Raw genomic sequence first — 341 nt, 5'->3', positions numbered from 1 at the left:
ACCAGTTTAGTACATGGCGTATCCGTCTGGAACTGGCGCTGAAGTCGATTCGGATTCACCACAGAAGCTTGTTTTCCAAAGAATCGACGCTTCTTTCGAATGACAGAAGAGATTCCTAATTGTTTCATTAATCGATACACCTTTTTGTGGTTGACTCTAAGGCCTTCTTTTCGTAAAGCTACCGTCATTCGAAGATAACCATAATAGGGATGTGCGCGATGGATCGCAAGCATATGCGACTCCAATTCATGTTGTTTGTGTCTACGTTCTTTTGCCGCTGGTATGCTTTTTCTCCACTTGTAATAGCCCGAGCGAGACACCGCAGCTAACTTTAAGAGCCA

The 341-nt window shown here is 44.3% G+C and carries 1 protein-coding gene; it reads right to left on the bottom strand.

Annotation, left to right across the window (positions count from 1 at the left end; genetic code table 11):
• Window positions 1-320: IS3 family transposase (locus AC6CIF_RS31920; protein WP_498202758.1), on the bottom strand; the 320-nt coding region annotated here is incomplete at its 3' end.
• Window positions 321-341: the final 21 nt, after the last annotated feature.

It is taken from the genome of Paenibacillus sp. GQ49 (assembly GCF_059759055.1).
The sequence above is the reverse complement of the archived record's forward strand: the minus strand, read 5'-3'. Positions and strand labels throughout refer to the sequence as shown.